This window comes from Corynebacterium sp. HMSC072A04, from assembly GCF_001809235.1.
Classification (GTDB): domain Bacteria; phylum Actinomycetota; class Actinomycetes; order Mycobacteriales; family Mycobacteriaceae; genus Corynebacterium; species Corynebacterium hiratae.
On the sequence record NZ_KV796750.1, the window covers coordinates 32,994 to 57,816 of the forward strand.

23 protein-coding genes are annotated in these 24,823 nt (G+C 61.8%); 14 read left to right on the forward strand and 9 right to left on the reverse strand.

Annotation, left to right across the window (positions count from 1 at the left end; genetic code table 11):
* Nucleotides 1-3 precede the first annotated feature (3 nt).
* From lspA to HMPREF2565_RS02690, 4 genes are read left to right on the forward strand one after another with little or no spacing between them, the layout of a single operon-like run.
* A complete protein-coding gene (lspA, locus tag HMPREF2565_RS02675) occupies nucleotides 4-519 on the forward strand; it encodes a signal peptidase II (protein ID WP_071406836.1) in 516 nt (171 codons plus the stop codon).
* On the forward strand, nucleotides 519-1,442 hold the full coding sequence (locus tag HMPREF2565_RS02680; protein ID WP_070512496.1) for an RluA family pseudouridine synthase: 924 nt from the start codon (nucleotides 519-521) through the stop codon (nucleotides 1,440-1,442). Before lspA ends, HMPREF2565_RS02680 begins: the two co-directional genes overlap by 1 nt.
* On the forward strand, nucleotides 1,439-2,038 hold the full coding sequence (locus HMPREF2565_RS02685) for a hypothetical protein (protein WP_071406837.1): 600 nt from the start codon (nucleotides 1,439-1,441) through the stop codon (nucleotides 2,036-2,038). Before HMPREF2565_RS02680 ends, HMPREF2565_RS02685 begins: the two co-directional genes overlap by 4 nt.
* 18 nt (nucleotides 2,039-2,056) lie before the next feature.
* Entirely contained in the window at nucleotides 2,057-2,326 is a 270-nt protein-coding gene (locus HMPREF2565_RS02690; RefSeq protein WP_049155293.1) for a hypothetical protein, read from the forward strand.
* Here the strand turns inward: HMPREF2565_RS02690 and rarD are convergent.
* Nucleotides 2,323-3,225: an EamA family transporter RarD gene (gene rarD / locus HMPREF2565_RS02695; protein ID WP_070546813.1), complete on the reverse strand. Its 903-nt coding sequence runs from the start codon at nucleotides 3,223-3,225 to the stop codon at nucleotides 2,323-2,325. The two genes, HMPREF2565_RS02690 and rarD, sit on opposite strands and share 4 nt — an antisense overlap.
* A gap of 65 nt (nucleotides 3,226-3,290) precedes the next feature.
* Here rarD and dnaE point away from each other — a divergent pair, with 65 nt between their 5' ends.
* On the forward strand, nucleotides 3,291-6,866 hold the full coding sequence (gene dnaE / locus HMPREF2565_RS02700; protein ID WP_070546904.1) for a DNA polymerase III subunit alpha: 3,576 nt from the start codon (nucleotides 3,291-3,293) through the stop codon (nucleotides 6,864-6,866).
* 111 nt (nucleotides 6,867-6,977) lie between these two features.
* The gene (locus HMPREF2565_RS02705) at nucleotides 6,978-8,174 is read left to right on the forward strand and encodes a cobalamin-independent methionine synthase II family protein (protein ID WP_071406838.1); all 1,197 of its coding nucleotides are present in this window, start codon (nucleotides 6,978-6,980) and stop codon (nucleotides 8,172-8,174) included.
* Between the two features lie 114 nt (nucleotides 8,175-8,288).
* On the opposite strand, the gene HMPREF2565_RS02710 is transcribed toward HMPREF2565_RS02705, so the two are convergent.
* Together HMPREF2565_RS02710 and HMPREF2565_RS02715 are read right to left on the reverse strand one after the other, a co-directional pair.
* On the reverse strand, nucleotides 8,289-8,903 hold the full coding sequence (locus HMPREF2565_RS02710) for a hypothetical protein (protein ID WP_070512509.1): 615 nt from the start codon (nucleotides 8,901-8,903) through the stop codon (nucleotides 8,289-8,291).
* Nucleotides 8,904-9,011: 108 nt separating this feature from the next.
* Nucleotides 9,012-10,973, reverse strand: coding sequence for a choice-of-anchor I family protein (locus HMPREF2565_RS02715; protein WP_071406839.1), 1,962 nt, complete (start codon nucleotides 10,971-10,973; stop codon nucleotides 9,012-9,014).
* A 177-nt stretch (nucleotides 10,974-11,150) separates the two neighbouring features.
* Between HMPREF2565_RS02715 and ilvA the strand changes: the two genes are divergently transcribed.
* From ilvA to HMPREF2565_RS02735, 4 genes are read left to right on the forward strand one after another with little or no spacing between them, the layout of a single operon-like run.
* Nucleotides 11,151-12,434: a threonine ammonia-lyase IlvA gene (ilvA, locus tag HMPREF2565_RS02720; protein ID WP_070515721.1), complete on the forward strand. Its 1,284-nt coding sequence runs from the start codon at nucleotides 11,151-11,153 to the stop codon at nucleotides 12,432-12,434.
* Entirely contained in the window at nucleotides 12,434-13,072 is a 639-nt protein-coding gene (locus tag HMPREF2565_RS02725; protein ID WP_071406840.1) for a YigZ family protein, read from the forward strand. Before ilvA ends, HMPREF2565_RS02725 begins: the two co-directional genes overlap by 1 nt.
* Before the next feature lie 34 nt (nucleotides 13,073-13,106).
* The gene (locus HMPREF2565_RS02730; protein ID WP_070546804.1) at nucleotides 13,107-13,343 is read left to right on the forward strand and encodes a hypothetical protein; all 237 of its coding nucleotides are present in this window, start codon (nucleotides 13,107-13,109) and stop codon (nucleotides 13,341-13,343) included.
* Between the two features lie 6 nt (nucleotides 13,344-13,349).
* Nucleotides 13,350-13,736 (forward strand): RNA-binding S4 domain-containing protein, encoded by a 387-nt coding sequence (locus HMPREF2565_RS02735; protein WP_010190494.1) that lies wholly within the window; start codon nucleotides 13,350-13,352, stop codon nucleotides 13,734-13,736.
* Here HMPREF2565_RS02735 and HMPREF2565_RS02740 read toward each other — a convergent pair.
* From HMPREF2565_RS02740 to HMPREF2565_RS02760, 5 genes are all read right to left on the reverse strand, one after another.
* Complete coding sequence (locus HMPREF2565_RS02740) at nucleotides 13,733-14,737, reverse strand: GTP pyrophosphokinase (RefSeq protein ID WP_070546801.1); 1,005 nt, start codon at nucleotides 14,735-14,737, stop codon at nucleotides 13,733-13,735. The two genes, HMPREF2565_RS02735 and HMPREF2565_RS02740, sit on opposite strands and share 4 nt — an antisense overlap.
* Nucleotides 14,738-14,788: 51 nt before the next feature.
* Nucleotides 14,789-15,397, reverse strand: coding sequence for a hypothetical protein (locus HMPREF2565_RS02745; protein ID WP_049155309.1), 609 nt, complete (start codon nucleotides 15,395-15,397; stop codon nucleotides 14,789-14,791).
* Between the two features lie 145 nt (nucleotides 15,398-15,542).
* Complete coding sequence (locus tag HMPREF2565_RS02750; RefSeq protein WP_049155310.1) at nucleotides 15,543-16,928, reverse strand: 3'-5' exonuclease; 1,386 nt, start codon at nucleotides 16,926-16,928, stop codon at nucleotides 15,543-15,545.
* A 49-nt stretch (nucleotides 16,929-16,977) separates the two neighbouring features.
* Nucleotides 16,978-19,188 (reverse strand): glycogen debranching protein GlgX, encoded by a 2,211-nt coding sequence (gene glgX, locus HMPREF2565_RS02755; protein ID WP_049155312.1) that lies wholly within the window; start codon nucleotides 19,186-19,188, stop codon nucleotides 16,978-16,980.
* 38 nt (nucleotides 19,189-19,226) lie between these two features.
* The gene (locus tag HMPREF2565_RS02760; RefSeq protein WP_046647998.1) at nucleotides 19,227-19,775 is read right to left on the reverse strand and encodes a TetR family transcriptional regulator; all 549 of its coding nucleotides are present in this window, start codon (nucleotides 19,773-19,775) and stop codon (nucleotides 19,227-19,229) included.
* A 177-nt stretch (nucleotides 19,776-19,952) separates the two neighbouring features.
* On the opposite strand from HMPREF2565_RS02760, the gene HMPREF2565_RS02765 reads away from it, so the two are divergent.
* Together HMPREF2565_RS02765 and HMPREF2565_RS02770 are read left to right on the forward strand one after the other, a co-directional pair.
* Complete coding sequence (locus HMPREF2565_RS02765; RefSeq protein WP_071406841.1) at nucleotides 19,953-20,708, forward strand: hypothetical protein; 756 nt, start codon at nucleotides 19,953-19,955, stop codon at nucleotides 20,706-20,708.
* A gap of 8 nt (nucleotides 20,709-20,716) precedes the next feature.
* Nucleotides 20,717-21,259, forward strand: coding sequence for a hypothetical protein (locus tag HMPREF2565_RS02770; protein ID WP_232745218.1), 543 nt, complete (start codon nucleotides 20,717-20,719; stop codon nucleotides 21,257-21,259).
* On the opposite strand, the gene HMPREF2565_RS02775 is transcribed toward HMPREF2565_RS02770, so the two are convergent.
* Entirely contained in the window at nucleotides 21,256-22,179 is a 924-nt protein-coding gene (locus tag HMPREF2565_RS02775) for a YbjN domain-containing protein (RefSeq protein WP_070546787.1), read from the reverse strand. The two genes, HMPREF2565_RS02770 and HMPREF2565_RS02775, sit on opposite strands and share 4 nt — an antisense overlap.
* 166 nt (nucleotides 22,180-22,345) lie before the next feature.
* Here HMPREF2565_RS02775 and hisD point away from each other — a divergent pair, with 166 nt between their 5' ends.
* Both hisD and HMPREF2565_RS02785 read left to right on the forward strand, forming a co-directional pair.
* Complete coding sequence (hisD, locus tag HMPREF2565_RS02780) at nucleotides 22,346-23,695, forward strand: histidinol dehydrogenase (protein WP_071406842.1); 1,350 nt, start codon at nucleotides 22,346-22,348, stop codon at nucleotides 23,693-23,695.
* 3 nt (nucleotides 23,696-23,698) lie between these two features.
* A complete protein-coding gene (locus HMPREF2565_RS02785) occupies nucleotides 23,699-24,802 on the forward strand; it encodes a histidinol-phosphate transaminase (RefSeq protein ID WP_071406843.1) in 1,104 nt (367 codons plus the stop codon).
* Nucleotides 24,803-24,823 lie beyond the last annotated feature (21 nt).

Sequence of the window (24,823 nt, forward strand, 5' to 3'; positions counted from 1 at the left end):
AGAATGGAACGGGTGAAAGCAAGGAGTTATATCGGAGTGATGGTTGCGGTGGTGCTCGGTGTGGCCGCCGTCGACCAAGCCGTGAAGGCGCTGATGCTGTCCATCCTCACTGAAGGTGAAGCGTTGCCGGTAATCGGTGACTGGTTCCGTTTCTACCTTCTGTTTAACCCCGGCGCCGCCTTCTCTATGGGCGGGGAGGGCTCGACGTGGCTGTTTACCACGATCCAATTGGTCTTCATCATTGGTGTGGCCATCGCCGCCCCGCGCATTCACGATAAGTGGCAGGCGATAGGTCTGGCGATGATCGCCGGAGGCGCCCTGGGTAACTTCATCGACCGCCTCGTGCGTGAACCAGGGTTTTGGTTTGGGCACGTGGTGGATTACATCTCCGTGGGCAGCTTCGCGGTTTTCAACATTGCGGATGCAGCCATTACCTGTGGCGTCGTGGTCTTCATTGGCGCGATGTTCTGGGCTGAGATGGAAGAAAAGCCACAAGAGCAGGAAGCGGGGGAAGCTTGATGCGCGAAAGTCGTAGGTTGCCGGTGCCCGAGGGCCTCGATGGCATGCGCGCGGATGCCGCCCTGGCCAAGCTCTTGGGTATTTCGCGGGCCCGGGTGGCCCAGTTGTGCGCGGCGGGAGACGTGGAAATCGATGGTGCCGCCGTGGGCAAGTCCGAGCGCTTAAGTGCTGGCGGCTGGATCGATGTCATGATGCCAGCGCCGGAGGAACCGCTCATCCCCAAAGAAGAGCTGGTGGAGGGCATGGATGTTCTCTACGCGGACGAGGACATCATCTGCGTGTGCAAGCCCGTGGGTGTGGCTGCGCACCCCACGTTGGGTTGGGATGGGCCCACCGTCATCGGCGGGCTGCGGGCAGCAGGCTATGCGCTTGCCGACGCCGGCCCTACCGAACGCAAGGGTATTGTCCACCGTCTCGACGTGGGGACCTCAGGCGTCATGGTGGTGGCCGCCAGCGAGCGCGCCTACTCCCAACTCAAGAACGCCTTCCGCGAGCGCACCGTGCAGAAGACCTATCACGCCGTGGTGCAGGGCCTGCCGGATCCCATCGTGGGGACCATTGATGCACCCATTGGCCGTCATCCTTCGGCGGGCTGGAAATTTGGGGTCGTCGATGACGGCAAACCGGCCGTGACACATTACAAGCTGTTGGAGGCCTTCCGCGAGGCTAGCCTCCTCGAGGTTCATTTGGAGACCGGCCGAACCCACCAGATCCGTGTCCACATGTCCGCCACCGGGCATCCCTGTGTCGGCGATCCGATGTATGGCTGTGACCCGAACCTGGCCAAGCGTGTGGGGCTTAACCGCCAGTGGCTGCACGCGGTCGAACTCGGCTTTACCCACCCGGGAACCGGCAAGTGGTTCGAGTGCACTGCACCCTACCCGGACGATCTCAAGCACGCCGTGGAGGTTTTGCGCGGATGAGCCCGCAGCGACGCGCCAGCCAACGCATCTACCGGCGCCGCCGTGCCGCGGCGCTGGTGCTGTTGGCCGTGCTCGCCTTGGCAGTGGTGGTCGCCTTCGGGCTCTTCGGAACGCAGCCCAGCACGGCGGTGCAGGGAGACCAACTTGGCCCTGATGGCTCGGAGAGCGCGGCCGATTATCGGGAGCGCGCGGAGACCTCATTAGCGCACACAACCGATCCGGCCTACGCGCTGGTGGGCTTTCGCGAGCCGCTGAGTCCGCAGGACGTGAGCGACGCCCTGCAGCCCGTCGAGCGCATGGATGCCATCGTGATCGGGCTGGCCGCGCCCATCGCGGTCCCCGAGCCTGTCGCCGGCGCCACGCGCGCCGACGTTATCGATACCGTCTTGGCCCGCGTGGCCGACCATGCCCGTGACATGGCGGAGGATGCACCAGCGAAGGTCGATGCCGTCGTGGTCTATTCCGGGGGGAGTCAACTGCGCGCCCTCGCTAACGATCCGCGGGTCGATACCGTGGAGGTCGCGCCCGCTGACGCCGCATGGGGCTCCTTCGGCGTGCGCCCGCCCGCCAACGTCGGACAGAATGAGAACCGCTAGAACAGCCGAGGAGAAGACATGCGCCTGTTTCCCAACACCACCGAGTGGCCGCCGAACTACCGCTTTGCCTACCTCTTGATGTGGGCGGGCGCGTTCATCGCCTCTGGGGCCGCCATCGCGCAAGGAATCTGGGGAGCGGACAAGCTCACCTTCGGCATTCTCATCGTGGTGGCCATCTACTGCATCGCCATGGCCATCCTCATGCCGCGGTGGGCGCTCAACGCGCGCGAGGAATCCGCCCGGCGCGCCCAGGCTCGTCAAGCGCGCGAAGAGCTGAAGCGCCGTTAGCCCTCTGCGGTGGGTGATGCGTCGGCGGGGTGGAGGCGGGCGCGGCGTCGAGAAGCGCGGCCCATGCGCACCAAGTCCGCCAGGTAGATGATCACCGCCACCCAGATGATGGCAAAACCGATCCAGCGCTCAGTGGACATGTGCTCCTGGGTGACGAACAGTGCCCACAGCATCTGCATGATGGGGGTCATGTACTGCAGCATGCCGAGCGTAGACAGGCGCAGGTGCTTAGCGCCCTGGGCGAAACACAACAGCGGCAGAGCGGTGACGAGGCCGGAGGTAATCAGCAGTGCGATGTGCCCGGGGCCTTCGGTAGTGAAGGTGGATTCTCCCTGTGCCTGGAGGTAGCCCAGGTAGACCAGCGCGAAGGGGAGCATGACCAAGGTTTCCGCGGCCACTGAGCCCATCGAGGAGACCGTGATGCGTTTCTTCAGCAGGCCATAGATTCCGAAGCTGAAAGCCAAGGCCAGCGAATAATAGGGGGCCTGGCCCGTCATAAAGGTCAGCCACAACACCGCGATGAAGGCGATGCTGACCGACGCCACCTGCGCCTTCGTCAGCTTCTCCTTGAGGAAGATAATGCCGAGGGCCACGGAGACGAGCGGGTTAATGAAATAGCCCAGTGCGGCATCGGCCACGTGATCGCTGTTGATGGCGATGACATAGGTACCCCAGTTGATGGTGATGGCCACGCCGCAGGCAAACATCCACCCCCAGGTGCGCAAGCTGAACGCTTTCAGCTCGCGCCAGCCACCAGTCACCAGCAGCATTGCGGTGACGAGAACCGCAGTCCACACGATGCGGTGGGCCAAGATCTCAAACGGGCTGGCGGGGCGCAGCAGCGGGAAGAACGCTGGGAAGAAGCCCCACATGAGATAGGCGGCAATAGTGTAGAACATTTAAGAAAATGTACCTTAACGAGGACCTACGGGCGAAGTTTGACGGCCCCGCTAAGATGAGCCGCATGGCCAAAAACTCCTCCTTCGTCCATCTGCACAACCACACCGAATTTTCCATGCTGGACGGCATGGCCAAGGTGGACATGTTGGCGGATGAGGTTCTCCGCCAAGGCATGCCGGCAGTCGGTATGACCGACCACGGCAACATGTATGGATCCAATGCCTTCTATCAAAGGATGACCAGCGCCGGCATTAAACCAATCATCGGCATCGAGGCCTACCTGGCTCCTGAGTCACGTTTCAACAAGAAGCGCGTGCTGTGGGGAACCCCGGACCAGAAGCGCGATGACGTTTCCGCCTCCGGTGCTTACCTGCACCAGACCATGCTGGCGGAGAATGAAACCGGGCTGCGCAACCTGTTCAAGCTTTCCTCCTTGGCTTCCTACGAGGGCCAGTTGGGTAAGTGGCCGCGCATGGACGCGGAGCTTATTGCCGAGCACGCCGAAGGCATCATCGCGACCACCGGCTGCCCCTCCGGCGACGTGCAGACCCGCCTGCGCTTGGGCCAGTTCAACGAGGCTCTCGAGGCTGCCGCGATGTGGCAGGACATCTACGGCAAGGACAACTTCTTCCTGGAGCTCATGGACCATGGGCTGGACATCGAGAAGCGCACGCGCGACGGCCTGCTGGAGATCGGCCGCAAGCTGGACTTGCCGCCGTTGGTGACCAATGACTGCCACTACGTGCTGGAGTCCCAAGCCCCGGCGCACGAGGCCATGCTGTGTGTGCAGACCGGTAAGACGTTCATGGACCCGGATCGCTTCAAGTTCGACGGCACCGGCTACTACATCAAGTCCGCCGCGCAGATGCGCGAACTGTGGGATCACATGGTGCCGGAGGCCTGCGATAACACCCTGTGGATTGCGGAGCGCGTGCAGGACTACGGTGCGATTTGGGAGGAGCACACCCACGATCGCATGCCGATTGCCGACGTCCCCGAGGGCCACACCCCAACCTCCTGGCTGACCCACGAGGTGATGGAAGGACTGAAGGATCGCTTCAACGGTGGGGATGTGCCGCAGGAGTACATCGATCGCGCTGAGTACGAGATCAGCGTCATCGATATGAAGGGCTACCCCTCTTACTTCCTCATCGTGGCCGAGCTCATTAAGCACGCGCGGTCCATCGGCATTCGCGTCGGTCCGGGTCGTGGTTCGGCGGCCGGTGCACTCGTGGCCTACGCGCTGACCATTACCAACATTGACCCCATCGAGCACGGCCTGCTCTTTGAGCGATTCTTGAACCCGGAGCGTCCGTCCGCACCGGATATCGATATCGACTTCGATGATCGCCGCCGCGGCGAGATGATTACTTACGCCGCCGAGCGGTGGGGCGAGGACAAGGTTGCCCAGGTGATTACCTTCGGCACCGTGAAGACCAAGCAGGCCATTAAGGACTCCGCTAAGGTGCACTTTGGCCAGCCGGGCTTCCAGATGGCGGACCGCATTAACGGTGCGCTGCCGCCTGCCATCATGGCCAAGGACATCCCGCTCGCCGGCATCATGGACCCCGAGCACGAGCGCTACTCGGAGGCGACCGAGGTCCGGCAGATGATTGAGACTGACCCGGACGTCAAGAAGATTTATGAGACCGCACGCGGCCTCGAGGGCGTGGTCCGCCAGGCCGGTGTGCACGCCTGTGCGGTGATTATGGCCTCGGTGCGGCTCATGGACCACATCCCGATGTGGAAGCGCCCAGCCGACGGCGCCTACATCACCGGCTGGGACTACCCGGCCTGTGAGGCCATCGGCCTGCTGAAGATGGACTTCCTGGGCCTGCGCAACCTCACCGTGATTGGTGACTGCCTGGAAAACATCAAGAAGAACCGTGGCGAGGAAGTCCACCTAGAAGACCTCCATGCCGATGACCCGAATGCCTCAAAGGTCTATGACCTGCTCTCGCGCGGCGATACCCTGGGCGTGTTCCAGCTCGACTCGGGCGGCATGCAGGAGCTGCTCAAGCGTATGAAGCCGACGGGCTTTAAGGATATTGTGGCGTCGCTGGCGCTCTACCGTCCGGGCCCGATGGGTGTGAACGCGCACTGGGATTACGCGGACCGCAAAAACGGCCGCAAAGAAATCACCCCGATTCACCCCGAGCTGGAGGAGCCGCTTAAGGAGATCCTCGATGAGACCTACGGTCTTATCGTGTACCAGGAGCAGATCATGCGTATCTCGCAGAAGGTGGCGAACTACACCGCCGGCGAGGCAGATGGCTTCCGTAAGGCCATGGGTAAGAAGAAGCCGGAAGTCCTGGCCCAGCAGTATGACAAATTCTGGGGCGGCATGAAGGACAATGGCTACTCCAAGGAAGCCATGGACGCTCTGTGGGGCACCATTGAGCCCTTCGCCTCCTACGCGTTTAACAAGTCCCACGCCGCCGGTTACGGGTTGGTGTCCTTCTGGACGGCTTACCTGAAGGCCTATTACGCGCCGGAGTACATGGCCGCGCTGCTGACCTCGGTGGGTGACAAGAAGGACAAGTCCGCTATCTACCTGGCCGACTGCCGCCACCTGGGCATCCGCGTGCTCTCCCCGGACGTCAATGAGTCCCAAGAAACCTTCCAGGCCGTGGGCGAGGATATCCGCTTCGGCATGGGCGCTATCCGCAACGTCGGTGGGGAAGTGGTGGATTCCATCGTGAAGACCCGCCGTGAGAAAGGCGCCTTTACGTCCTTCTCCGATTACCTGGAGAAGATCGAGCTGGCGGCGTGTTCAAAGCGTGTGACCGAATCCCTCATCAAGGCCGGAGCCTTCGATTCCCTGGAGCACCCGCGCAAGGGCCTCATGCTCATCCATGAGGACGCTGTGGATTCGGTGCAGACTACCAAAAAAGCAGCCGACAAGGGCCAATTCGACCTCTTCGCTGGCTTTGGCGGTGGTGATGAACAGGGCGACTCTGTCTCCGCCTTCGCTATCGATATCCCGGACGAGAACTGGGATCGCAAACACGAGCTGGCTCTGGAGAGGGAGATGCTCGGCCTGTACGTGTCCGGCCACCCGCTCGATGGCTTCGAGGAAGCCCTCAACGCGCAGACCGATACCCCGATTACGAAGATCCTCAACGGCGAAGTGGGCAATGGCCAGGAGCTGGTGATCGGCGGCATTATCTCGGGCGTCGACAGGCGCTTTTCCAAGCGCGATGGCTCGCCCTGGGCCATCGTCAGCATCGAGGACCATAACGGCGCCCAAGTGGATATCCTCGTGTTCAACCAGGTGTACTCGCTGGTGGCCCCGCAGATTGCGGAAGACAACATCATCCTGGCCAAGGTTCAGGTGAAGATTCGCGATGAGCGCATGTCCCTGTTCTGCTCCGATATCCGCGTTCCCGATTTGGGGCCGGGCAACGGTGCTGGGCTGCCGCTGCGACTGACCATGCGCACGGATCAGTGCACGATGGACAACATTGCGCGGCTCAAGCAGGTCTTGGTCAACAACAAGGGTGAGTCCGACGTGTACCTCACGCTTGTCGACGGCGAAGAGTCCACCATGATGGTCCTCGGCGAACATCTGCGTGTGGAGCGCTCCAGCAACCTCATGGGTGATCTCAAGGCGACGATGGGCGCCGGCATCCTTGGGTGAGCCCACGTGTTGGGGCCGCATGCTGAATAAAAGTACAGAATGAAGCGGGCCGTGCTTCGTACGTGGGTTACGCTAGACAGCACAGTCTAGTTGAAAGGGAATGTACCTCCTATGGTCAATAAGATCCGCACCACCCACGTCGGCTCACTGCCACGCACCAAGGAGCTGCTGGAGGCTAACCTCGAGCGTTCTGCCGGCACCATCTCCGATGAGAAGTTCCACGAGATTCTTCAGCGCTCGGTCGCTGACGTGGTCAAGCGCCAGGTTGATCTCGGCATCGACATCATCAACGAGGGCGAGTACGGCCACATCACCTCCGGCGCTGTGGACTATGGCGCTTGGTGGAACTACTCCTTTACCCGCCTGGGTGGTTTGACCATGACGGACAAGGACCGCTGGGAAATCGGTGACAAGATCCGCTCCGAGCCGGGCAAGATTCGCCTTTCCTCGATGAAGGATCGCCGCGACCGAGCACTGTTCGCCGAGGCTTACAACGATCCGGATTCGGGTATCTTTACCGGCCGCAAGAAGGTAGCTAACCCGGAGTTCACCGGCCCGGTTACCTACATCGGCCAGGAGCAGGTCGAAGCAGACGTAAAGCTGCTTGCCGACGCCCTCCCCGAGGGCACCGAAGGCTTCGTCGCCGCCCTGTCTCCGGGTGCTGCGGCGCGTCTGCCCAACAAGTACTACGAGGATGAAACCGACCTTGTTCGCGCCTGCGGTGAGGCGCTCAAGGTGGAGTACAAGGCCATCACTGATGCCGGCCTGACCGTGCAGTTCGACGCCCCGGATCTGGCCGAAGCTTGGGATTCGGTGGTTCCGGAGCCGACCGTAGAGGACTTCCAGGCATTCCTGCGCGGGCGCATCGACATCCTCAATGAGTCCATCAAGGACATCCCGCGCGAGCAGACCCGTCTGCACATCTGCTGGGGTTCCTGGCACGGCCCGCACGTGACGGATATTCCGTTCGCGGACATCATTGAAGAGATCCTGCAGGCCAAGGTCGGCGGCTTCTCCTTCGAGGGCGCCTCGCCGCGCCACGCGCACGAGTGGCGTGTGTGGCAGGACCACAAGCTGCCGGAGGGCACCGTCATCTACCCGGGCGTGATTTCGCACTCCACGAACACCGTGGAGCACCCGCGCCTGGTGGCGGATCGCATCATCCGCTTCGCAGAACTGGTAGGCCCCGAAAACGTCATCGCCTCGACGGATTGCGGCCTCGGCGGGCGCCTGCACCACCAGATCGCGTGGGCAAAGTTGGAGTCCCTCGTCGAAGGCGCACAGATCGCTACGGAGGAACTGTTCTAACCCGTCGCCCGGGCTGGGGCGCGCAAATGCTCTAGTGCGCGGTCCCGTCCGAGGGCGAAATAAATAGGCGCGAACCAAGTGTGGTTCGCGCCTTCGAGATCGTGCGGTAGGGAATTATTCCTCAGCCGCGTCAGCCTCTTCCTTCTTCTTGGTGTTATCCCAGTAGAAGCCGTGGCTCTTGAGGAAGGCACGCAGGTCGTTGAGGACAGCCGGGTTGGACTGCGCGACCGCGGCCAGCAGGTTGATGCCGACGGAGAGTAACGCAGCCGCGCCACCGATCCACGCAAAGACCTCCTCGGCCGTGTCATTGGGGCGTGCAGACTGTACCCAGTCCGGCATCTCGTCCCATTCCTTCTCCAGCTCAGCGTCCTTTTCTTCCTGGACGCAGTCCGGCACTTCCGGCATACCGGAGGAACCATAACCGTTAAGGATGCCGAGTCCGAGCTCCTTCGGCCCCATGAAGGACGAGCCCGCAGTGTCATCGGCCACCGCGTTTTCGTGCTCCTCGCGCGCCTTGCGCACCGCCTCCGCGCACTCCTCGGAGAGGCCGGAGGTATTGGTGTGACCGATGTTCATCGAGCTTCCGCCAGTGGAGCTCTGACCGTTCTGTCCGCTCTGGCTCTGCGCGGCGGGCTGAGCGCTACCAGAAGCGTCGTCGGCTGCAGCCAGCGGAGTTACCAGGGCCATGGTCGTGGTGCACACAGCGATCAGGGAGGTTGAAAGGCGCATAATCAGAGGGTTCTCCTTGGGAAGGGATGCGAGGGGATGAGAAAAAAAGGGGGGGCTTGGTGCAAGCCCACTTCAATGTAGCAGCCCTCCCCGTGAGCGCGGTAGGGGTTAGAGGAACTTCTCCAGCTGCTCGCGCAGCGGTGCTGGGGCCAGGCTGAGAACCGTTTCACGGATACCCGGGGCACGCAGCAGACCTACGGCAGCGGCTAGGGCGGCGACGACACCGATGACAGAACCAGCGATGATGGCCGCGGTGGATGGGCGGGAGCTCTGGCCGTCCTTGTTCTGGCCGTCCTGGTCCTGCGAGTCATCGCCAGGGTTCTCATCCGGATTCTCGTCCGGCTTCTCCTCGTCGTCCTTGTCGCCAGCGAGGAGATCCTTCACGGAGTAGACGGTCGTGGTTCCGGATACCTCGTTGCCGACGATGAGCAGGTACTCGCCGTTGGGGGAGTCCGCCTTGTCGACGAAGGCAAAGCCCTCCGGGCCTAGGTCGCCGGCAGCAGCGGACTCGTCGGTGGAGAAGTCGCGGTTGTTGACGTAGGTAACGAAGGAAGAGTTAGCAGGGTCGGTGACATCGTAGACGAAGACGCCGCCGACGCGCTCCGCGCCGATGAAGGCGTAGGTGCGGTCTCCCACGGTGCCGATAGTGAGAGCCTCGGGCTCGGGGCCCTTGTTGTCGGAGCGGTCATCAAACTCGGCGCTCTCATTATCGGCGTTGTGGTGGAACACGCCCGGCTCGTTGAGCTCGGCGGTGATCTTTTCGAACTCGGCACCGGAGTCGAAGACAACGTTGCCCTCCGCGTCGTAGATGCTGAAGGAGCGGGAGCCGTAAGCATAAAGCTCGTCGAAGCAGCCCTTCTCTTCGTTCCAGCCAGAGGCGTTGCTCAGCTTCAGGTTGCCGGCTTCCTTCTTGTCGGCGAGCTTGTCCAGGTCGACGTCGCCAAGCGCGCCCTCGCACACCTTGCCATCCTCGACCACGTCCTTGAGCTCCACCTCATCGGTGTAAACGCCGGAACCGCCGTCCTTCTCCTCCACGCCCCATTCGCGGGCGTCGCCCTCGTTCGCGGTGGCGAAGTAGGTGTGGCCGCCAGCGGTGAAGGCACCGATGGAATCGGGCATGGACAGACCCTTAACCGGGATGGTGCGCAGCTCCGCCTTGTCATCCTTGTTCGAGGGGTCCAGCGGGACTGTCGAGTGATCCGCAATGTGTGCGGGCAGAATCTTTTCCACGGTGGCGGACTCGATGTCAATGACACCGATGGCGTTGGCCTCCTGCAGCGTTACAAAGGCCTTGCCGTCCTGGGAGGTGATGTACTCCGGCTCGAAGTCGATTGAGGGCGTGGAATCGTGGCCGGAGGGGCCGAAGACGCGCACGCCCTCCGGCAAAGGCTGACCGTCGAAGGCAGAGAAGTCGGCGATACGGGCGTCCGCTTGGGTTGGAGCCTCAACACCCTCCGGCAGCTTAATGACGGAGACGGAACCTTCCGGGTCCGTGACGTAATCGGTGCCCTCGGCGTTGAGCTCGTTCGAGGGCTCGCCCTCATTGGCGAGGAGAGCGTAGCCACCATCGGCGGTGATGTGGACGTTATCCGGCAACGCGCCCACCATCACGCGCCCTAATTCGGCGGTCGCTAGGTCCTCGGCCGCGGCGTTGAAGAACAGTGCTTCGCCCTCCTCGGTCTTGTCCGCTTGCTGGACGGCGGCCACAGCCAGGCCATCGGGGCGCACGGCCACGGAGTTGATTTCCTTGCCCTCGCCAGCAGAAATGGAACCGATGAGCGTGAGCTTGGTCGGATCCGAAGCATCGAGGACATCAATCTGGCCCGCATGCGCGTTGACGGTGAGAATGCGCTTGGAGGCCGGGTGGAAGGCCACGATCTCTGCGGCGGACTCTTCGTAGACCCCAGACTCATAGGTGCCAATCGGGGTGACCTTGAGGTTAGCGTCGGCAGCAGAGTGTTCGATGACATTCTCTACAATCGCAGCCGAGGAAGTCGGTACAGCCAGGCTAAGGCACGTGGCGGTCGCAGCGCACAGGGTGAGGGAGCGGCGGGAGATAGAACGAGACATGCAGAAAGACTCCTTGTTGCGAGACGAAAAGATTCCGCACCACCGTACGTTTTGCCCCTAGAGCTTTTGGGGAACAGTAAGTTGCGGCCAAGCGAGATCTGGGTAAACGTTCGGTGAACCGGTCGATTGCTAGGTAATGTGCGACGCGTGGAGGGCGGGGCGCTAAAATAAGCCACCATGACAACCATCCCGCAAGACTTCGAGCCTATCCACGCCTCTGATATCCAACTGGCCCAATCGCGAATTAGCTCGGAGATTGCCCCCACTCCGCTGCAGTACTGCCCGCGCCTGTCCCAAGAGACAGGCTATGAGGTGTACCTGAAGCGCGAAGACCTGCAGGATGTGCGCTCCTACAAGATCCGCGGGGCTATTTACGGCATGTCAAACCTCAGCGAAGAGCAGCGCACGCAGGGGATAGTTACCGCCTCGGCGGGAAATCATGCCCAGGGCGTCGCCTACGCCTGCCGCACCATGGGAATCCACGGCAAGATCTACGTGCCGGAACCTACCCCGAAGCAAAAACGCGACCGCATCCTGGTTCACGGTGGTGATTTCGTGGAGTTGGTGGTCACCGGCGCTAACTTCGACGAGGCAGCAGCTGCCGCGCACGCGGATGCCGCCGAGCGCGGCGCCTTCTTCATCGAGCCTTTCGACTCGCGCGATACCGTCACCGGTCAGGGAACTGTGGCCGCGGAAATCGTGTCCCAGCTGTCCTCGATGGGCAAGTCCTTGGATACCGTGGTGGTCCCCGTGGGCGGCGGCGGACTCATTTCCGGCATCACCTCTTACCTCGCCGATATGGCCCCGCGCACCGCGGTGGTGGGCATTGAGCCGGCCGGGGCAGCGTCGCTGAGCGCTGCGTTTGCGGCCGGTGAGCCGGTGACCCTGGAGACCGTCGATCCTTTCGTCGACGGTGCTGCCGTCAAGCGCATCGGCGAGCTGCCTTTCAAGATTCTGGAAGCCAACCAGGGCCGCCTGCACCATGACATCGTCTCGGAAGGCGCCGTGTGCACGGAACAGCTCGCGCTGTACCAAAACGAGGGCATCATCGCCGAACCTGCCGGCGCGCTGAGCGTGACCGGTCTGCGCACGCTCAACCTGCAGCCGGGCTCAACGGTGGTCTGCGTGATTTCCGGCGGCAATAATGACGTGCTTCGCTATGCCGAAATCATGGAGCGCTCCCTGGTGCACCGCGGACTCAAGCACTACTTCCTGGTGAACTTCCCGCAGGAGCCAGGCCAGCTGCGCCACTTCCTGCAGGATGTTCTCGGCCCTGAAGATGACATCACGTTGTTCGAGTACCTCAAGCGCAACAACCGCGAGACCGGCGCCGCGCTGGTGGGTATCGAGTTGGGGAGTGCCGCAGGTATCGACGGACTGCTGGAGCGAATGGAGAAATCGAAGCTCAACTGCCAGCAGCTTCAGCCCGGCACGCCTGAGTACGACTTCCTCGTCGCATAATGCTGGAGAGCTATCAGCGCCCCGCCGCCGGTGAGATTGTCGAGCACGAGATTGAGATCAAGCGCTCGCGGTTTATCACCCTCATAGGCCGCGCCACGACGGAAGCGGAAGCACGCACGCTTATCGACGGCGCCCGCGACCGCTTCCCTGACGCCCGCCACCACTGCTCGGCCTACATCTACCACGTTGACGGCTCGAATCCAGTGGAGCGCTCCTCCGATGATGGCGAGCCCTCCGGCACGGCGGGCAAGCCGATGCTCGATGTTCTGAAGGGCTCCGGACTGCTCGATATCTGTGCGGTCGTGGTGCGCTACTTCGGCGGTATCAAGCTGGGCGCGGGCGGGCTCGTGCACGCCTATGGAGGTGCCGTCAGCGAGACGATGGAGCAGGTTGAGCCCGTCACGCGTGCCTTGCGCGAGCTCTATACCGTCGAAGTGTCCCATGCGGAGGCCGGGCGGCTGGAAGCGGAGCTGCGCAACCGCGGCGTCGACATGGTGGATACCGCTTATGGCCAGGCGGTGACCTTCACCGTGTCCGTTGAGCCCGGCGGTGAGGAGAAACTCGCTGCAACGCTCGCGGCACTGACTCAGGGTGGGGTAGAGCCGAAGGAAGCCGGAACAGCCTGGGTGGAGCTTTAAGGGTGTGGGCTTCTGGCCATGTAAAATAAGCCCCATGACTATGCAGCGACGCCCCAACAACCCCATTGAGCAACGCAAGCAAGCCGTGCGCACCCACGCACGCAACGGAGCTATCTGTGTCGTGGGCGGCGTCGCCGGCGGTGTGCTCTTGGGCTGGGCGCTTACCGGTTTCTGGACCTGTATGGCCATTGGCCTCATCGTCGCCGTGGTCGGCGGCGCCTACAACTGGGTAAAGATCCAGAAGATCGTCAACGAAAACCACAACCTTTAAGCGCCTATGGTGAATCAGCCCGACGGGCGGCCCGTCCGCATTGACGCCTGGGTCTGGTCCGTGCGCATGTTCAAGACTCGGTCAGAAGCTGCCACGGCGGTGCGCGCCGGGCACGTCAAGCTCAACGGCAACGCCACCAAGCCCGCGCAGCAGGTTGTCCCCGGCGACCGCGTGCGCGTGTGGCGCAACCACCACGAACATGATCTCGAGGTGCTCGCCACTGTGTCCAAGCGCGTGGGCGCTCCCATCGCGCGGACCTGCTACATCGACCATGCCCCGCCGCCACCGCCGAAGGAGTTCATGCCCTCCGTCCCAGTCCGCCCGCGCGGTGCAGGCCGCCCCACGAAGAAGGAGCGCCGGCAGATGGAGAAGTTCCGCGGCGGATTCCGCTAATTATTCCGGAAGTTCTTTAAGGCCTTCAGGCGCGCGTTCAAGCGGCGCTTGCGGTCCCTGCGGTCGCCGGCATCGGCGGTGGCCTCGATGTGCTGGGCGCCGAATTTGTTGAGCAGCAGGTCGTCGATAAGCCTGACCTGGCCCGGGCGGAAGCGGTAGCGCATGGCGTCGTGAACGTGGGCGATGTCGTCATCATCGAGTAGCTGCCTGAGCTGGCTCAAGTGTGTGATGCCGTTGTTTTCTAAAAGCTCCGCCAGGAAGCGGTAGTGCTCCGAGCGTGAACGCGGAAAGCGGTTACCCAGAATGATGGCGAGGACGCCGGGGAGGGTCTCTGCCGTGATTTCCACGTCATCGTCCGTCTCAGAGCTGGGAGCCTTGAGCGCGGCGATTTCATCGAATTGCTGATCCGCCAGCTCAATGAGGCCTGCGGCGAGCGTAAAGAGCCGATCGACCTGTGGGGAGGGAGGATTCGGACCCTGTTTGTAGCGGATATCGTGTTCGAACTCGGCCCACGCGTGCTGGAGTACGGTGCGAATCTGAATCTCGAAGGTCCAGCCGATATAAGGCTCAAGTTCCTCCAGCGTGGCGGCGCTATCCTCCGATACCGTCAGTACCAAGTGATGGGAGCCATAACCAAACCCACCGGAAATTCGCGTCTCCGCTGCCTTATCCACTGAGCGAAGCACGGTAAAGGTCTCTCCTAAAACCTCCAGGGCCTCTGGGATAATCGTGGAGTGGAAGACAGTAATCCGCACGCCCAAAACATCGTGAATATCCTCCCACGGGTTCGGATACATGAGCTCGCCGTTCTCTCGACGCTTCTTCGCCTTGGCCTTGAGCGACGGCCATTGTTTTACACGGGTGGCCACGCGGTCGAAGATAATTCCGGCGTCGTTCAGCAAGTCCTCGATGGCGTCGCGGAAGTCTTGCGCCGCGGTGGGGTGCGCGCGTACCCAGGAGTGGTACTGGTTGCCCAGGCGGGACATGGATGATTCAGGCATTGTGAAGAACGTGACTCCTTTCGGCCACGGCAAGAATGACGTGAGGCGTATCTACACCTCGAGAGGGAAGCCGTTAGCCAATACTAGTGGTTGCAGGCTCAGAGGGGGACGATGGCGCGGGCGCAACTCGGCCGCGCGGCAGGCCAGTTCCGTCGCTCGCTGTGGGGAAACGTTCAGCAGCGCGTAGAGGGTGTGCGCATCAGGAACGAGGTAGGTAATACTCGTGGCTTGGCTCAAGCGTTTCAGATGATTATCCAGGATAACGAAGGCCTGCGGATGCGCCAACCACGACGATACGGTGCAGCGATGCACGCGCACCTCGAGGCTGCCTTCAGCGCCGCTGAGACTCTGCTCCGCTGGCCGGGTAAAGAAACGCAGTCCCTGCTGTGTTAACGCGCGGCGTTGAAGATTGAGCGCTGCGGTATCCCACGCTTGGCGCGTAGTCAGGCCCAGATCGTCCAACGCACGCTGGCTCACGCGCTTGGTTTCGGCACCCGTGCCGTGCACCATGGACATCGATAGCGTCCGCGAGAGCTGGATGCACGCGGGCGAGTCGCCGAAGCCATCATCGCACAGCTTAATTCCGTTGAGCTCTTCGCTCGGGCAGAGTGAAGGGAGCAGGTGATCGACGTGAAGCGAGGTGGGCAGCGCGATGGTCATGTGTTCGTCTCCGTGAAAGGTAGGCTCGTGCAGATTCCTTGCCTTTATTGGACTGTGTCTTGCGCCCGCAGGTTCCCACCGGAGAAGAGAAATTTCACCGCGCGCTAGAGCCTGGATGCCCTAGCGCCCTAGCGCCTTTTACTGCCTAGAACGGTGGGGCTTCGTCGAGCTGCAGTTCCTCTAAGAGCTTGTCGGACTGCCAGATGGCGATGTCCTGGCCGTTGCTTTGCAGCTCTTCGGCACGCTTTTCCTTCGACGTCTTGGTGGCCCACTGGCCCACGACGAGGATGGTGGTCTTCTTCGTGACGTTTTTGCCTACCTGGCCGCCGCGCTCAGCGATCTTGGACCACAACAAGCCCTTGTCGAAAGGCTCAAAGTCACCGGTGAGGGTGACATTCTGGCCAAACAACGCGCCTTCCGGGTCGGCATCGGGGTTCGGATCCGGGATGGTGTCCGGGGTGGACACGGACTGCCACGGGGCCGGCCCGCGGCGCTCCTGCGAGGAGGAGCGCTTCTTCTGAGCACCTGAGGTAGCACCCGCCATGCGGGTGTTGTCGCGGAAATCTGTTCCCGCGCCTAGGTCTGCTGCGGAAAGCGGCGCGGTGTTGGCGCGGAGGACAGGGATAACCGCCTCCTTGCTTAAGGTTCCCAGTGCAAACTCGCGGGTAGAGAACAATTCCTCGATGGAACCGGAGTGGCCAAAACGTTGAGCCAAGGCGCTGACAATTTCCCCAGCGGCGCGGGCATCCGCCGTGGCCTCGTGGTGCTGAAAATCTTCGGCGCCAATGTAGGAGGCAACGGTGGGAAGCTTATGGTTGGCCACGTCGATAACGCCGGCGCGGGAGGCGTCGCGAGCCAGCGCTAGCGAACATGCTAGGCGCACTTCTGGGACTGGAGCCGCCGCCTTCTGGAGGCCACTGCGCAAAGCGGTGGAATCGAATTGCGCGTTGTGGGCGACCAACGTGTCGGAACCGAGGAACTCGAAGAGCTCGGCAGCGGCGTCCGCGAAGGGGGAAGCGCCGGCGACGTCGTCTGCTGTGATGCCGTGGATACTGATGTTGACATCGTCGAAGTGCTCCAGACCCGGCGGGGGAGTACACAGCCACGTGCGGGACTCAGTTTCTTCACCATCGCGGAAGCGGACCGCGCCGATTTGGCAGACCGAACCCCAGTTGTCGTTAGCGGTTTCCACATCGACAGCGGTGAAATTCAGTCCGTCGACTCGGCTGCTGGTCGCCGGCGCTTCGCCGCGGAGGGCGGCCTTGACCGCCTGAGCGAAGGCCTCCGCGTCCTGGCCTGGGGCGAAGCGGATGACCGTGTCCCCAGCATTCCCCGCAGCATCGACCGTGCCGCGCACCACGACCTGCCCGAAGCCCGTGGCCGTTGGCGCCGTGCACTCCACGCTCGTGGCATCGGCCATCGAGAGAGCCTCGTGGGCCGGTGCGCCGAGGGACGCAGCAAGCTGGGAGCGGCGGAACGTGAGGGCATCGGCGGTGACATCAATGACAGCGCCATGGGCGGTATAGGACACAGATTCCTTTCAGGACAGGGGAGCAGAGCGTAGGTGGTAAAGGAGCAGTCTAGTTCTCGTCTGCTCCGGCGGACTCATCGCTGTCATCGAAAACCGGCGGCTCGGTCTGGCGGAGGATGAGCGACGTGCGCGGTTGCACCACGATGGATCCCTCAGCCGCGATGAGCTTTTCTTCATCTGGGTAGCCACCGGAGTCAGACGTATCCACGATGAGGCGCCAGCTAGCACCCAAGTCCTTCTTCGGCAGAGTGAACTCGATCTCCTCGTGGTGAGCGTTGAAGATCATGATGAAGGAATCATCCGTGATGCGCTCACCCCGGGCAGTCGTCTCCGTAATCGCGTTGCCGTTGAGGTAGACCATAAGCGCCTTACCGAACTCAAAGTCCCAGTCTTCAGGGGTCATCAGCTTGCCGGAGGGAACCAGCCACGCAATATCTCGGTCTTTCACCTCAGAACCGAAGGGGCCGCCGGCCAAGAAACGCTGGCGACGGAACACCGGGTGGTTCTTGCGGATATTAATCAGGCGCTTGGTAAAGCCGTGCATGGCGATGTTCTTCTCTTGCTCCAACATCGACCAATCGATCCACGAAATCTCGTTGTCTTGGCAGTACACATTGTTGTTGCCGCCCTGGGTGCGGCCCAGCTCATCGCCGTGGCACAGCATCGGGGTGCCCTGGGACAGCAGAAGGGTGGTGAGGAAGTTACGCACCTGGCGGCGGCGAAGCTTCTTAATCTCTTCGTCGTCAGTGGGGCCCTCCACACCGTGGTTCCAGGAGCGGTTGTGGGATTCACCGTCGCGGTTGTCTTCCCCGTTGTCGGCATTGTGCTTTTCGTTGTAGGAGACCAAATCACGCAGCGTGAAGCCATCGTGCGCGGTGATGAAATTGATGGACGCGGTGGGGCGGCGGCCGTTGTTGGCGTAGAGGTCGGAAGATCCGGTAAGGCGCGAGGCAAACTCGCCCATCGTCGACGGCTCGCCGCGCCAAAAGTCACGGACGGTATCGCGGTACTTGCCGTTCCACTCGCTCCAAATGGGCGGGAAGTTACCAACCTGGTAGCCGTTATGGCCCACGTCCCAGGGCTCGGCGATGAGCTTGACCTTGGAAACCACCGGATCTTGCTGGACTAGATCGAAGAAGGTAGCCAGCTTGTCGACGTCATCAAGCTCGCGCGCCAGGGTGGAAGCCAGGTCGAAGCGGAAGCCGTCGACGCGCATTTCCGTTACCCAGTAGCGCAGCGAATCCATGATCAACTGGAGGGAGTGCGGGTGGCGGACATTAAGAGAGTTACCGGTGCCGGTGTAGTCCATGTAGTGCTCGGGGTTGTCATCAACCAACCGGTAATAGGCGTGGTTATCAATGCCGCGGAAAGCAATGGTCGGACCCATGTGGTTGCCCTCGGCGGTGTGGTTGTAGACAACGTCGAGGATGATTTCGATGCCGGCCTCGTGGTAGGCGCGAACCATGGCCTTGAACTCGGCGACCACCTCGCCGGGCTTCTTGGCGTAGGCATAGTCCGCATGGGGCGCGAAGAAACCGAAGGTGTTATAGCCCCAGTAGTTGCGCAGCCCCAGCTGGCGCAGGCGATCATCCTGCAGGAACTGGTGGACTGGCAGCAGCTCGACGGCTGTCACACCCAGGTCCTTGAAGTAGTTGATGATGGCCGGGTGTGCCATGCCGGCATAGGTTCCGCGCAGCTCCTCCGGAACATCCGGGTGCGTCATCGTCATGCCCTTGACGTGGGCTTCGTAGATGATGGTCTCGTTATCCGGCGTGTGGGGGCGGTTGTCGCCGTGCCACTCGAAGAAGGGATTAATCACCACCGACAGCATTGTGTGGCCTAGGGAATCATCGTCGTTGCGTCCGGTGCCGGGCTCGTCCGCGAAGATATCGTAGGAGTACAGAGAGGCATCGCCATCAAAGTCACCGTCGAAGGCGCGAGCATAAGGATCGACAAGAAGTTTTGAGGGATCGCAGCGCAGGCCATGTTCTGGTTCATAAGGGCCATGGATGCGGTAGCCATAGCGCTGCCCCGGGCTGACGTTGGGAAGGTAGGCATGCCAGACGTGGGCGGTGATCTCGGTCAGTTCAATGCGTTCTTCGTTGCCGTTGTGATCGATGAGGCAGAGCTCGACCTTCTCGGCGATCTCGGAAAAGATAGCAAAATTAGTACCGGCCCCATCGAAGGTGGAGCCGAGTGGGGAGGGGGAACCAGGCCACACCTGGCGAGATGGCGTTATATCAGCACGGGTCTCAGTCATGAGGCTTAGTTTAGTCAATTCCGCTGCATGCGATCGGTTCACAGCGTGCGTAAACCCGCGACCATGAGTTCTGCGGCGCGCACCAAGGTGTCAACGCCTGACACAGCATTCGACGCTGAGGGAGCTGCGCTTGGCGACGCCCCACTGAGCTGTTCGCGGGATTGCTCCATGAAGGTCGCTCCCAGGACGTAATGGATGAGAGCACGGGCTGCGACACCTCTATCCTCCGGTGATGCCCCGGGGGCTTCCCGCTTTAACGCGGAGGTGAAAAGCTTCTCCAAGTCAGAACTTGCTGAGGATTCGGGGAAGGCGGCACCTGCTATGGCGACTTCGGCGCCGTCGCGCCAGCGCGTGAGTTCCCCATGAAGGGAGCTGACCAGCTCCGTTGTGGTCTCTCCTGTAACGGGGGAGAGGATCTCGGAGGTCATTGCGGCGATGAGCGATTGCTTATTGGCCACATGCCAGTACAGCGCGCCGGGAGCAACGCCGAGGTTGGTGGCAACACGGCGCATGGTGACATCGGCGAGCCCGTAGCGTGTCAAGAGCTCGAGGGCGGTGGAAACGATAGCGTCGCGAGAAAGGTGCACAACAACCCACTCTACGCGGCGCGGAAAAACACCAAGCGTGGCTCACAGGAAGCTTCAAGGTGAAGTGTAGGGTTTATGCAATCATGCCTTGTTAGGGTTATGTGGAGTGCCCAAGAGCAACTGCCACGCCCAGCGTGGTTTTTACTATCGCTCTCTATAGATATTAGGAGTTATCCCTTGTCTTTTCTGACACCTGCCAAGAAGTCCCTCGTCGCTGTTGCGCTCGTCGCGCCGCTCTCCTTGGCTGCTTGCGGTTCCGATGATGAGAACGCTACCGATACCGCTTCCTCCGCGGTGAAGACCACCACCACGACGGAGTCCAAGGACAAGACCTCCGAGGAAAAGTCGGAGGAGAAGGATTCTGAAAAGAAGGAGGGGGACGAAAAGAAGGAAGGCGAAGAGAATAAGGACGGCGAGAACGCCGATCCGAAGCCGGAAGGGGAGAACCCCGAAGGCGGCGATAATCAGGCCATGGCCAACCCCTTCGAGAACGGTGTTGATCCGTTCCAGAGCATGCCGAAGGTAGAGCCGGTCCAGGGTGAGGCTGCAAGCCAGGAAGACATTGACGGCATCAATGGTCTGGTCCGTGGCATGTACGAGCAGCAGACCATGCGTTCCTTCGTGAAGTACCTCCCGGAGCACACCTGCGCTGAAGTGCGCAACGACCCGAACTCCGGCCTTGACCAGGTGGACTACAACCAGGTTCCGGATGTTCCGATGGACCAGCTCAAGGACATGATGGCGGCAGCTGGCCAGGACACCTCGCAGATGGAGGGCTTTGACTGGTCCAAGACCGGTGTTGAGTCCATCAACGATGTCGTGGTCAACGGTGACGATGCATCCGCAACCGTGAACGTCAACACCAGCAAGGGCATGGACAGCTCCACCATGCGCTTCAAGCGTGAGAACGGCAACTGGACCTTCTGCGGCTAGAACATATCGTGCCTGCACTGCGTGCACCTAGCTTTCGCATACCCCGCGCCATCGGATTTGGTGCGGGGTTGCTCGCATTAGCGCTCCTCGGGTTTTCTGTGGCCGGCGCCGCGTGGGGGCTGTGGCGTCCTGCCCTCAAGGGGCACCGGGTTGATGATGGCGGCTACGCCCTGCGCAACGTCGCTAACGTTCAGTTTGATTCCTACATTACTTTTGTACTCATTACCGGTGCCCTGGGTATGGCGTTGGGGCTTATTGCCTATCGGCGCGGCGAGCGCTACCGCGGCGTCGGGGTATTGCTGTGGGTAGCCCTGGCTTCCTTGGCTGGCGCGGCGTCGTTCTACGTCTTTGGTGGAGCTACCGCAACGAGTATCCCGGACGATCCCGGGGAAATTGTGGAGTTCGTGCCGAAATTCTCGCCCGGCATCGCCTGGCTCGTGGGGCCGTTCATGGCCATGTTTACGTACTGGTCCGCAGTATTTGTCAATCCTCCTCGTGCCGTGGACGACGAAGAAGCGGAGGCAATGGCGGCTGAGGCAGAGGCTCCTTAGGGCCAAGCGACGGGGGAGGAGCCCACAGCATCGCGTGAAATGTCATCGATGCCGTGGAGGACGTGTTTGATGCCGCGGCCTAGGGCGGTGATCAGTTGGGCGTCGGAAAGCCCAGCGCCCGTCATAACGGCGTAGTCAATGCGCACCTGCAAGCCATCGACGTTGGAGTGGCAGAAGGCAGAAGCCGAGTGGTTGGTGCGGTTCCAGTCATTGCAGATGAGGAAAATTTTGGAGAACTCGCTTCCTGGGAGGTTGGGATCCCAATGGCCTTTGATGATGAGGCTCGGCCCAGAGTCGATAGCGAAGGCAAAGAGGACATCGTTTATCCACGCGTAGACGGCCTCTTCCGCATCTGCTTGGAAACGCGTAATACCGAGGGCGGGTAAAAGCTCCCCGAGACGAGCGGTATCGACTGTGCCGACGGGGCCGTCGAGCTCTATCTGTTCTTCCGGAGCCGCCGGGCGGGGAAGCGTCAAGACGGGGAAATGATCCGCTAATTCCTCAAGGCAGGCCGCCGCGTTGTGCAGCGCAGGGATGACAGAGGCGGAGAGCTGGGCCGCCGTGGGTTTCTGGTGCACGACGAGGAAGGAATGGCCCCACACCTCGACCTCGGTCGGGGAGGAATAATTGAGCACGAGCTGCGGGGAGAGACAATCGTGGTTCCAGTCGTTGACGAACTCGCTGAGCGCGGGGATATCGCCGAAGCCCAAGACACCGTGGTGGGTGGTGCAGAAGCGCAAAATAGGCTCGCCCTCGGTATCCATAAAGGCGCGGGTCTCCCCGAGCGGCGGATGGGGGAAGAGGAGTTCGTGCGCGCTGACCCGGATGCAGTGGAGGCTTTCGCGGTGCGCGAGGTGCTCCACACGGGCAAGCAGATCCGAGGTGGAGTGGCTGTCATTACCTTCGGCGCCGTTGCTCATCTCGCCGCCTCCCTTCGCCGAGTCGGGGTGCCGGAACGTGTTAGTAGTGACACATTCTATAACCTGCACCTGCCAGCTCGCTGGCTTTTTGGCACGGGTATAGTAATGGGAAGGTATAGAAACCGCTGCATATTATGCGGCTGTATTTTATGAAAAGGGCTTGAGCATGCTACGAACCATTGACCTGCGCGGAGAGACTCTCACCACCTCCCGCCTGCGCCGAGTATTGCCGCGAGGCGGAACCGATGTTTCCTCAGTCATGGACACTGTTATCCCCATGATGAACAAGGTGCGAGAAGGTGGTGTTGCAGCGGCCCTCGACTTCGGTGAGAAATTCGACGGGATCCGCCCCGCCACGGTGCGGGTCCCGCATGAGGAGCTCGAGAAGGCGGCCCAAGAACTGGCCCCTCAGGTCCGGGCAGCTATCGAAGAATCTATCGCCCGCGTGCGCGCCGTTCACGCGGACCAGAAGCCGGCCCCACACACGACAACGCTGGCGCCAGGTGCAACGGTTACCGAGGTTTTTCAACCCATCGAACGGGTAGGGCTTTACGTCCCAGGCGGCAAGGCGGTGTACCCATCCTCCGTCATTATGAATGCCGTCCCGGCCCAAGAAGCGGGCGCTGAAGCGATGGTCGTGGCTTCCCCGCCGCAGAAGGAATTCGGTGGCCTGCCGCACCCGACGGTGCTGGCCACCTGCCACATGCTCGGCGTGGACGATGTCTGGGCAGTCGGTGGTGGACAAGCCATCGCGCTTCTGGCCTACGGCGACGATGAACCCGCCACGGGGGAGGATGCTCTTGAACCCGTGGATATCATCACCGGTCCCGGCAATGTCTTTGTTGCTGCTGCTAAGCGCGCGGTGCAGGGAGTGGTGGGCATCGATGCGGAAGCCGGCCCCACCGAGATCGCTATCCTGGCCGACGAGACCGCCAACCCGGTCTACGTGGCCTATGACCTCATTTCCCAGGCGGAGCATGATCCGATGGCTGCCTCCGTGCTCATCACCGACTCGGAGGAGCTTGCTGCCGCCGTGAATGCGGAAGTAGCTCAGCGCTACACCGCCACCGCGAACGCCGAGCGCGCAGCTGAGGCTTTGCGCGGCGAACAGTCCGGCATCGTGTTGGTCGATGACCTCGAAGCGGGCATTGCTGTCGCGGACGCCTATGCCGCTGAGCACTTGGAGGTTCACACAAAGAATGCCCGGGCAGTAGCGGAGCGTATCCGCCACGCCGGTGCCATTTTCGTGGGTGATTATTCGCCGGTGCCGCTCGGTGATTACTCCGCTGGCTCCAACCACGTCTTGCCCACCTCGGGAACCGCGCGGTTTAGCGCTGGGCTGTCGACGCACACCTTCCTGCGCCCGGTCAACCTCATCGAGTATGACCGCGCAGCACTCGGGGAGGTGGCGGAGAATGTGATTGCCTTTGCCACCGCGGAGGCACTGCCTGCCCACGGTGAAGCAATTGCTGCACGATTCGCCGATGCCCCAGATACCCAGAAAGAAGAGGCTTAAGTAATGGCTGAGTTGAAGGATCTTCCCCTGCGCGAAGAATTGCGCGGTTCCAGCGCCTATGGAGCCCCGCAGTTGACGGTGACCAACCAGCTCAACACCAACGAGAACCCCTACCCGCCGTCGGAGGCGCTGGTCAAGGACATTGTGGCGGCCGTCGAAAAGCACGCCCGAGAGCTCAACCGCTATCCAGAGCGCGACGCCGTCGAACTGCGCACGGCGCTGGCGGGGTACGTCAGTGAGCAGACCGGCGTGAATGTCAGCGTGGACAACGTGTGGGCGGCCAATGGTTCCAACGAGGTGCTGCAGCAGCTGCTCCAAGCCTTCGGAGGGCCGGGGCGCAGCGCGCTGGGATTTACCCCGAGCTATTCCATGCACCCCATCCTGTGCGCGGGCACCCAAACCGAATTCATCTCCTGCCCGCGGAACGAGGATTTCCGCATTGCGGAAAAGGAAGCGCTGGAGGCCGTCGCCAAGCACCGCCCCGACGTTGTCTTCATCACCACCCCGAACAATCCCACCGGTGACGTCACCCCGATCGACCTAGTGGAGAAGATCGTGCAGGCCGCGCCGGGCATCGTCATCGTGGACGAGGCCTACATGGAGTTCTCGCCTTCACCTTCTGCCACCACGCTGCTGGCGAAATATCCGACCAAGCTCGTGGTCTCGCGCACGATGTCCAAGGCCTTCGACTTCGCCGGCGGACGCTTGGGCTACTTCGTGGCCGATCCGGCTTTCGTGGAGGCCGTCATGCTCGTCCGCCTGCCCTATCACCTCTCTGTCCTCTCCCAGATCGCGGCCACTGTGGCTCTGGCACACAAGGAGGAGACCTTGGGTACCGTGGCGAAGCTGTCGGCGGAGCGAGACCGGGTTGTCGCACGGCTCCAGGAGCTCGGGTACTACGTGGTGCCGAGCGAATCCAACTTCGTGTCCTTCGGACGCTTTGCCGATCAGCACGCGGTGTGGCAGGGGTTCCTGGACCGCGATGTCTTGATCCGAGATAACGGCGTACCGGGACTCCTGCGCGCCACGATTGGCCTGCCTGAAGAGAATGATGCCTTCCTTTCGGCCGCAGAGGACTTGGCAGATACAGTAGAGATGATTAACTGAGCCCCTCCTATGGGGCACGAT

What these genes read in the sequence shown, in the direction of transcription:
- HMPREF2565_RS02735 (WP_010190494.1), top strand. Translation starts at nt 13,350, where the DNA reads ATGGTGAATCAGCCCGACGGGCGGCCCGTCCGCATTGACGCCTGGGTC.
- HMPREF2565_RS02740 (WP_070546801.1), bottom strand. Translation starts at nt 14,737, where the DNA reads ATGCCTGAATCATCCATGTCCCGCCTGGGCAACCAGTACCACTCCTGG.
- HMPREF2565_RS02725 (WP_071406840.1), top strand. Translation starts at nt 12,434, where the DNA reads ATGCTGGAGAGCTATCAGCGCCCCGCCGCCGGTGAGATTGTCGAGCAC.
- rarD (WP_070546813.1), bottom strand. Translation starts at nt 3,225, where the DNA reads ATGTTCTACACTATTGCCGCCTATCTCATGTGGGGCTTCTTCCCAGCG.
- ilvA (WP_070515721.1), top strand. Translation starts at nt 11,151, where the DNA reads ATGACAACCATCCCGCAAGACTTCGAGCCTATCCACGCCTCTGATATC.
- HMPREF2565_RS02690 (WP_049155293.1), top strand. Translation starts at nt 2,057, where the DNA reads ATGCGCCTGTTTCCCAACACCACCGAGTGGCCGCCGAACTACCGCTTT.
- HMPREF2565_RS02785 (WP_071406843.1), top strand. Translation starts at nt 23,699, where the DNA reads ATGGCTGAGTTGAAGGATCTTCCCCTGCGCGAAGAATTGCGCGGTTCC.
- lspA (WP_071406836.1), top strand. Translation starts at nt 4, where the DNA reads ATGGAACGGGTGAAAGCAAGGAGTTATATCGGAGTGATGGTTGCGGTG.
- HMPREF2565_RS02730 (WP_070546804.1), top strand. Translation starts at nt 13,107, where the DNA reads ATGACTATGCAGCGACGCCCCAACAACCCCATTGAGCAACGCAAGCAA.
- HMPREF2565_RS02775 (WP_070546787.1), bottom strand. Translation starts at nt 22,179, where the DNA reads ATGAGCAACGGCGCCGAAGGTAATGACAGCCACTCCACCTCGGATCTG.
- dnaE (WP_070546904.1), top strand. Translation starts at nt 3,291, where the DNA reads ATGGCCAAAAACTCCTCCTTCGTCCATCTGCACAACCACACCGAATTT.
- HMPREF2565_RS02715 (WP_071406839.1), bottom strand. Translation starts at nt 10,973, where the DNA reads ATGTCTCGTTCTATCTCCCGCCGCTCCCTCACCCTGTGCGCTGCGACC.
- HMPREF2565_RS02685 (WP_071406837.1), top strand. Translation starts at nt 1,439, where the DNA reads ATGAGCCCGCAGCGACGCGCCAGCCAACGCATCTACCGGCGCCGCCGT.
- HMPREF2565_RS02745 (WP_049155309.1), bottom strand. Translation starts at nt 15,397, where the DNA reads ATGACCATCGCGCTGCCCACCTCGCTTCACGTCGATCACCTGCTCCCT.
- HMPREF2565_RS02680 (WP_070512496.1), top strand. Translation starts at nt 519, where the DNA reads ATGCGCGAAAGTCGTAGGTTGCCGGTGCCCGAGGGCCTCGATGGCATG.
- HMPREF2565_RS02710 (WP_070512509.1), bottom strand. Translation starts at nt 8,903, where the DNA reads ATGCGCCTTTCAACCTCCCTGATCGCTGTGTGCACCACGACCATGGCC.
- HMPREF2565_RS02705 (WP_071406838.1), top strand. Translation starts at nt 6,978, where the DNA reads ATGGTCAATAAGATCCGCACCACCCACGTCGGCTCACTGCCACGCACC.
- glgX (WP_049155312.1), bottom strand. Translation starts at nt 19,188, where the DNA reads ATGACTGAGACCCGTGCTGATATAACGCCATCTCGCCAGGTGTGGCCT.
- hisD (WP_071406842.1), top strand. Translation starts at nt 22,346, where the DNA reads ATGCTACGAACCATTGACCTGCGCGGAGAGACTCTCACCACCTCCCGC.